This window comes from Microcoleus sp. OTE_8_concoct_300 (genome assembly GCF_031383065.1).
GTDB lineage: Bacteria > Cyanobacteriota > Cyanobacteriia > Cyanobacteriales > Microcoleaceae > Microcoleus.
Genome location: NZ_JANMZH010000858.1, coordinates 1 through 6,442 on the forward strand (window position 1 = coordinate 1; position 6,442 = coordinate 6,442).

General features: G+C 45.1%; 9 protein-coding genes and 2 pseudogenes. 10 read left to right on the forward strand and 1 reads right to left on the reverse strand.

Features of this window, described 5'->3' with window-relative positions; all coding sequences use genetic code 11:
- The 10 genes and pseudogenes from ACUVJL_RS37605 to ACUVJL_RS37650 all read left to right on the forward strand — a co-directional run.
- A partial coding sequence (locus ACUVJL_RS37605; RefSeq protein WP_445250471.1) for a hypothetical protein occupies positions 1–201 on the forward strand: 201 nt, incomplete at its 5' end.
- Between the two features lie 86 nt (positions 202–287).
- Positions 288–827: a Uma2 family endonuclease gene (locus ACUVJL_RS37610; protein WP_445250472.1), complete on the forward strand. Its 540-nt coding sequence runs from the start codon at positions 288–290 to the stop codon at positions 825–827.
- Between the two features lie 180 nt (positions 828–1,007).
- Positions 1,008–2,189 carry a YcjF family protein gene (locus ACUVJL_RS37615; protein ID WP_445250473.1) on the forward strand — a complete coding sequence of 394 codons (1,182 nt, stop codon included), beginning with the start codon at positions 1,008–1,010 and terminating at the stop codon, positions 2,187–2,189.
- Between the two features lie 152 nt (positions 2,190–2,341).
- On the forward strand, positions 2,342–2,881 hold the full coding sequence (locus tag ACUVJL_RS37620) for a Uma2 family endonuclease (RefSeq protein WP_445250474.1): 540 nt from the start codon (positions 2,342–2,344) through the stop codon (positions 2,879–2,881).
- Positions 2,882–3,121: 240 nt separating this feature from the next.
- A complete protein-coding gene (locus ACUVJL_RS37625) occupies positions 3,122–3,439 on the forward strand; it encodes a 2Fe-2S iron-sulfur cluster-binding protein (RefSeq protein ID WP_445250475.1) in 318 nt (105 codons plus the stop codon).
- A 57-nt stretch (positions 3,440–3,496) separates the two neighbouring features.
- Positions 3,497–3,688 (forward strand): hypothetical protein, encoded by a 192-nt coding sequence (locus tag ACUVJL_RS37630; protein ID WP_333127563.1) that lies wholly within the window; start codon positions 3,497–3,499, stop codon positions 3,686–3,688.
- A complete protein-coding gene (locus ACUVJL_RS37635; protein ID WP_445250476.1) occupies positions 3,685–4,944 on the forward strand; it encodes a DUF3326 domain-containing protein in 1,260 nt (419 codons plus the stop codon). The genes ACUVJL_RS37630 and ACUVJL_RS37635 overlap by 4 nt, the downstream gene beginning before the upstream one ends.
- A 46-nt stretch (positions 4,945–4,990) precedes the next feature.
- Positions 4,991–5,584, forward strand: coding sequence for a lysostaphin resistance A-like protein (locus tag ACUVJL_RS37640; protein WP_445250477.1), 594 nt, complete (start codon positions 4,991–4,993; stop codon positions 5,582–5,584).
- A gap of 247 nt (positions 5,585–5,831) precedes the next feature.
- A complete protein-coding gene (locus ACUVJL_RS37645) occupies positions 5,832–6,074 on the forward strand; it encodes a transposase (protein ID WP_445250478.1) in 243 nt (80 codons plus the stop codon).
- A 35-nt stretch (positions 6,075–6,109) separates the two neighbouring features.
- Positions 6,110–6,301, forward strand: a pseudogene (locus ACUVJL_RS37650) (IS701 family transposase); the annotation flags it as partial.
- A gap of 21 nt (positions 6,302–6,322) precedes the next feature.
- On the opposite strand, the pseudogene ACUVJL_RS37655 reads toward ACUVJL_RS37650, so the two are convergent.
- A pseudogene (locus ACUVJL_RS37655) lies at positions 6,323–6,442 on the reverse strand (IS5/IS1182 family transposase); the annotation flags it as partial.

Genomic DNA, 6,442 nt, shown 5'->3' on the forward strand with positions numbered 1-6,442 from the left:
TTTTGGAACAACATCAAAGAGTCGTGCGAAGATGTGGAAAAAAAAGCAGCTAATTGGAAAACGCTACCCATTGCAGAAATTCGCGAGTTAAGACAACTTAAAAATCGATTGAAAGTTATCGCAGCACTCGCTGACAGCGATCAATATGTTTTAGATGAAAATCTCAACAGTTGGCTTTCCCTGCGGGAGAAACTACCGTAAAAGTGCGGGTACTCATCACGCAACAACTTCTCACCGTATCAGCCATAATAGTAACAAGTGAGTTTGGTAATAGCGAGGAAATAACTATGGTCACTGCTACCATAATATCAGATAATTTAGCTCTAGAAGAGTTCGTCACCGAGCCGCCCGACAACATGGAATTGGTAGACGGCCAACTTGTGGAGAAAAATGGCATGACACTAAAGACGGGTAAAATTCAGTCAAAGCTAGATCGTTACTGGGGAGATTACAAAGATTCCAGCGGACAAGGGGGAGAAGTCTATGTCGAAGCTACTTGCCGCACTAACCAACAAATTCGCCGTCCCGATGTCGCTTATCTCACACCCGAATTAGTTGCACAATTTGGCAACCTTGCCACTTTACCCCAAAGTTTCCCTTTAGTTGCCGAAATAGTTTCACCCACCGATATCGCCGAAGATGTATTTCTCAAAGCGCAGGAATATTTAGAATCTAGCTGTCAGGAAGTATGGCTAGTTTTTCCCGAAAGTCATTTAGTATTTGTGATGACTCAAAATCAAATATTGACATTTAGATCCGGCGATACCGCCAGCACCCAACAAATCCTGATCGGTTTTAGCATCGAAGTCGATCGATTGCTAGCTTAAACATCAAACTAAATTGCTACAATATCTTTAAGACTCCCCCAGTCCGCGTAGGCGGACTTCGTTTGTATAGCCCCGAATTCTATTCGGTGGTGTTTAATCCTTCGTTTGTAGAGCCTCCGAATTATATTCGGTGGTGTTTAATCCAGATTGAATATCCCACCCTTATCGGAGCAAACCGCCATGTCAGACGACTTTTCCTTAGACGAGCTTTTAAATAGAAGTTACTATGCCTTCAAAGAGGCAGAAAACCAAGTGGGACAGTGCAATGTTTTAGTCATCGGCAAAACCGGCGTCGGCAAAAGTACCCTGATAAATTCCGTTTTTCGCCAACGCTTAGCAGAAACCGGAGTCGGCCGCCCCATCACTCAAGGCATTCGCCAATATACCAAACCGAATTGCCCAATAACAGTCTACGATACTCCCGGACTCGAACTCAACGCCGAACAAATTAAAGTTATTCAATTAAACGTTGCTAAACTGATTGAAGACCAAAGACTCCTGCACCCAAAAGAACACATTCACGTCATCTGGTACTGCATCAATCACAGCGCCAATAGAATAGAATCTGTCGAGGAAAGCTGGCTAAAAGAAATGGAAGTCAAAGAGGTACCAGTTCTTTTAGTGCTGACTCAGACGACATCTAAAAAGCCGAGCGAGTTTTTCAAGCAACTGGAACACATGAATTTGCCCGTCAGTCAAATTATCCCCGTCATGGCTGAGCCGGAAGAAATAGATGAGGATTATACAGTAAAATCTCACGGTTTAGACAAGTTGGTAGATGCAACTTTTCAACTGCTGCCGGAAGTAGCTAAAAAAGCTTTTGTTAAAGAACAAATTGCCAATATTGCGCTCAAATCCGATATGGCATTCAAGTATCTAAGTGCTTATGTGGCAGGTTCTGCAATTGTCGGTGCGACTCCTGTACCGTTTGCTGATGCGCCGATTTTGATGACGATGCAAACGGCAATGATTGCTAATATTACAGTGATTTTTGGAATGCCCTTTGATAAGGGCTTTATTTCGGCGATGCTGTCTGCTATTAGCGGCACAGGCGGGGTTACTGCTGTTGGCAGAAGTATTGTTACTAATTTGATTAAAATGATTCCTGGTGCGGGTACTGTTGTCGGCGGTGCTATCTCCGCTGCAACCGCAGCAACTCTCACGCTTGCTCTCGGTTTGGCTTACATTGAAGTGCTTAAAGCTTATATGAAAGCTCAAGTTAATGGGGAACAACTTTCTTTGCAGCAGTTGACAAAGATGTTTGTGGATTTTTATAAGGATTATGCTAATTCTGGGCGTAAAACTTTGAACGATGACAAACAGAATCAACCTAAGCCTCCCAATCAAATTAATATTGATTAGATGGGAATGGGGCCTAGGGCATGGCGCATAGGGCATAGGGCATAGGTTATTTGTTAGTTCCAATTACCAATTCCCAATTACCAATTACCCATTACCCATTACCCATTGATTGCTACAATATCAGTGAATTCTGCAAAAAGGAGGAAAGGGCTATGGTAATGGCTGCCGTTTTATCAGAAAATGTTTCTCTAGAAGACTTCATGGCTAATCCCCCCGACGATATGGAATGGGTGGACGGGCAAATCGCGGAGAAAAATGGCATGACAGTAAAACACAGTCGCATCCAATCTAAACTAGATTATTCTTGGAGAAGTTATAAGATATCTAGCGGACAAGGGGGCGAAGTTTATACAGAAGTTCCTTGCCGTACTGACAGGCGAGTGCGCCGTCCAGATGTAGCTTATCTGACTCCTGAACTTGTTGCTCAATATGGCGATGTTCCTACTTTGCCTCAAAGTCCGCCGTTAATTGCTGAAATAGTTTCTCCTACTGATAGTGCGGAAGAGATTTTTCTTAAAGCACAAGAGTATTTAGATTCGGGTTGTCTGGAAGTTTGGATAGTTTTTCCAGAAAGTCGCTGGATAATGATAATGACTCAAACTCAAAAGTTAACCTTTAACCAGGGTTCTACAGTCAGCACTCAGTTAGTGCTGGCGGGTTTTAGTGTTGCTGTTGAGGAGTTGTTGGCTTGAAGGCAAAAATTAGTTACGTATAAGTGCTTTCTAGCAGAGTTCGCCCGCGATCACGAGTGATAATTTGTGAATAAGTCATTGACAAAATGCCACTCGCCCCAGGCAATTAATAAAAAATTTTAGCAATAAAAAGTGCAGTTGTAAATTTGCACAAAATCACCAACAGCGGTAAAATACTTATTGTTTTCTTTGCAAATTTAGCGTAAATTCCAATTGGGAATTAAAACCAATCATTGACATATGTCTAAGACTTACACTGTTGAATTGCTCCACCAAGGCTCTACCTATACCGTAGAAGTGCCGGAAGATCAACAAATTCTGCGGGTGGCCAACGCTGCCGGCATCGATCTGCCTAACTCTTGCAATGCAGGGGTTTGTACTACTTGCGCTGGTAAAATTATTGAGGGTGAAGTTGAGCAAGTTGATTGCATGGGCGTCAGTCCCGAACTTCAGGCAGAAGGTTATGTGTTGCTGTGCATTGCTTATCCCCGATCGAACTTGAAGATAGAAACCGAAAAAGAAGACATTGTGTACGATCGCCAGTTCGGTAAATCCTAGGACTAAGCTAAAATTGACCTAAGTACCGATCGAAGTAAAACCACTATGGATCGCCCCATGACCACGCATTTCATTTCCGCAGAAGTTGACCTCCACGATACCGCCGAAGAATTGCACTCGGCGATTGAAATTGAACTGCAAAAGCACGGCGAACCCCTGCGGTGGGCAGTCACAGACGTGGATGTCGATCGGCAAAAGGCTGTGGTAGAAGGCTACGTGCTTGTGGAAGCATCCCCCGCAACAGTGTGAACCGGCGCCCTTTAACAGTGGTTTTGATAGTCCCCACAGGCGTTGGAGCCTCGATCGGGGGCTTTGCAGGAGATGCGCTGCCCGTGGCTAGGGCGATCGCCCAAATTTCAGACACCCTGATCACTCACCCCAACGTCCTCAACGGCGCTCAACTTTATTGGCCCATACCTAACGCACTCTACGTTGAAGGTTACGCCCTTGACAAATTTGCTGCCGGATGCTGGGGTCTGCAACCGGTACATCAAAATCGCATCGGCTTAATCCTCGATGCCGGCATTGAACCAGACTTGCAGCTGCGCCACTTGCAAGCCGTTGATGCTGCTAGGGCTACATTGGGTTTGAATATAACCGATTTTGTTTTAACCGATCGCCCCCTGCAAGTAGAATTGCGTATTTCTCAATCAGGGGCATCCTGGGGGACGATCGGCAATCCCGACAGTTTATTGCGCGCAGCACAAAAATTGATCAAACAAGCAAGAGTAGAGGCGATCGCAGTTGTAGCCAGATTTCCCGACGATGAAGGCAGCCTCGCCCTCGAAAACTACCGCCGCGGCAAAGGAGTTGACCCCCTCGCCGGCGCGGAAGCTGTCATCAGCCACCTCATCGTCAGGACCTTTAAAATCCCCTGCGCCCACGCCCCCGCCTTGTCAGCGCTTCCCCTCGATCCGCACCTGTCCCCGCGATCGGCTGCTGAGGAAATCGGCTATACTTTCCTACCTTGCGTCCTTGCGGGCCTGGGCAAAGCACCCCAATTTGTCACTCCTACTGTGGGACAGGCATCTTGCCTGTCACAATTTGTCACTCCTACTGTGGGACAGGCATCTTGCCTCTCACAGTTTGTCACTCCTACTGTGGGACAGGCATCTTGCCTGTCACAGGTATGGGGCGGGCAAGATGCCCGCACTCCGGTATGGGGCGGGCAAGATGCCCACCCCACAAGAGAGAAATTCTATGCAAACAGGCGAGATTTCGAGTCCCAGGATTTGTGGGCCGATCGAGTGGATGCGGTGGTGATACCGGCCACAGCCTGCGGCGGCAGTGCTATTCTGAGTTTGAGTGGGCGATCGTCCGTACAAATCATCGCTGTCGGCGACAACAAAACCCAGATGCAGGCGACTCCAGAAAAACTCGGAATCAAAGCTTTGCAGGTAAACTCATATTTAGAGGCGATCGGAGTTTTGGTCGCTTTGCGATCGGGCATCAGTCCAGCTTCCTTGGGTGCAGACATCTCCTCCCTGCGTCGTTTATCTGACTAAACCCAACAAATCTCAAATCTCAAACCTCAAATCTAAAAGTGATTAAGTGGCACAAAAACTTCCCGAAAATCCTGAACTTGAACCCTTGACGCGCACCCAAGTTTTAGTAGCAATGGGCGTGACAGCAATTATGTTGCTGGCGGTAGGTAAATTGTGGTTGCTATTTGGATCGCTATCGCTTTTGCCAGTCAAATTGATAGGAATGGACTTGCTGAAAGGATGTGCGCTGGGACTGGCAATTACAGGTGGCAGTGCGATCGTTTATCACCTCTGGCCCGGTTATCGCCGGAGTGCAGACGTTTACTTGGAAGTAGTGCTCAAACCTTTGTTTTGGCCGGATTTAATTTGGCTGGGACTGCTGCCGGGACTTAGCGAAGAATTGCTATTTCGAGGCGTGATGCTGTCTGCTTTGGGATTGAATGTTACCGGTGTAGTTTTATCGAGTTTTTGTTTCGGCATACTGCACTTGGGAGGCATGGATCAGTGGCCTTATGCTGTTTGGGCAACTGCTGTCGGATTGCTGTTGGGTTACAGCGTTTTAGCGACTGGGAATTTGTTAGTGCCAATTACGGCTCATATCTGTACGAATTTGATTTCTAGCTGTGTTTGGAAGTGGGAACACAATGCAGTGAAGCGGTAGGATGGGTGCATCTCACTTTTGCAAATATATAAGGTTGGCTGTTACCTTAAAAAAATCAGAATGCTTAAGAATTGCCTATGATATGATATCATGTCCGGTCGAGGGACCGCGATTTTTGTAGGGGCCCGTGAGCCAACAATACCTGCCCACAATCTCCCATCTCAAAAACCCGCCCCGACCGGGATATTATGGTTAATCGATCGGACATGATATGAAAGAAGAGTTTCGGGAAATATACGAAACCAATATGACCGTCAAAATAGCCCAAGTCAAGTTTAAGGATTGGCTGAATCATGCACAGATATTCTTTAAAGAATCTACCTTGACAATTGTTAATCATTTGGAGGAAATTTGTAACTACTTTGTTAATCGTACAACAAGTGGAGTCATGTCAGGGATAAACAATCGAATCAAGTTGATTATGCGACAAGGATATGGTTTTTCTAACGCAAGACAATTTTCGCTAGCGCGTATTAGCTTGTTTTTCTGATTAGGTAAAAATATCACCGTAAGTTCCAGAGAGTCCCCCAAGGAAGATTAAAAGCAGGAGATAACTATCAAACCAAAATTAAATTAGCCTCATTAATTATTACAGAATTAATTGAGTTTTGGTTTAAGATTGAATTAGTATTAACAGATAGCTTATATGGAAGCTCATTTATCAGAACACTCGATCAATCTAAAATTCCTTGGATTGTAGCTATTAGAAGTAATTACAGTAGACCTCTTGCGAAAGTCTCAGGCGATCTCTAATTTAGTCTTTAAAGAAAGTTCATAATTATAAATACCAGCGATCAAATTAAATCTTAATCCGAAGCGCCTTCTTCGATTCCGATATCTTGATGAAAGTATTCTAAA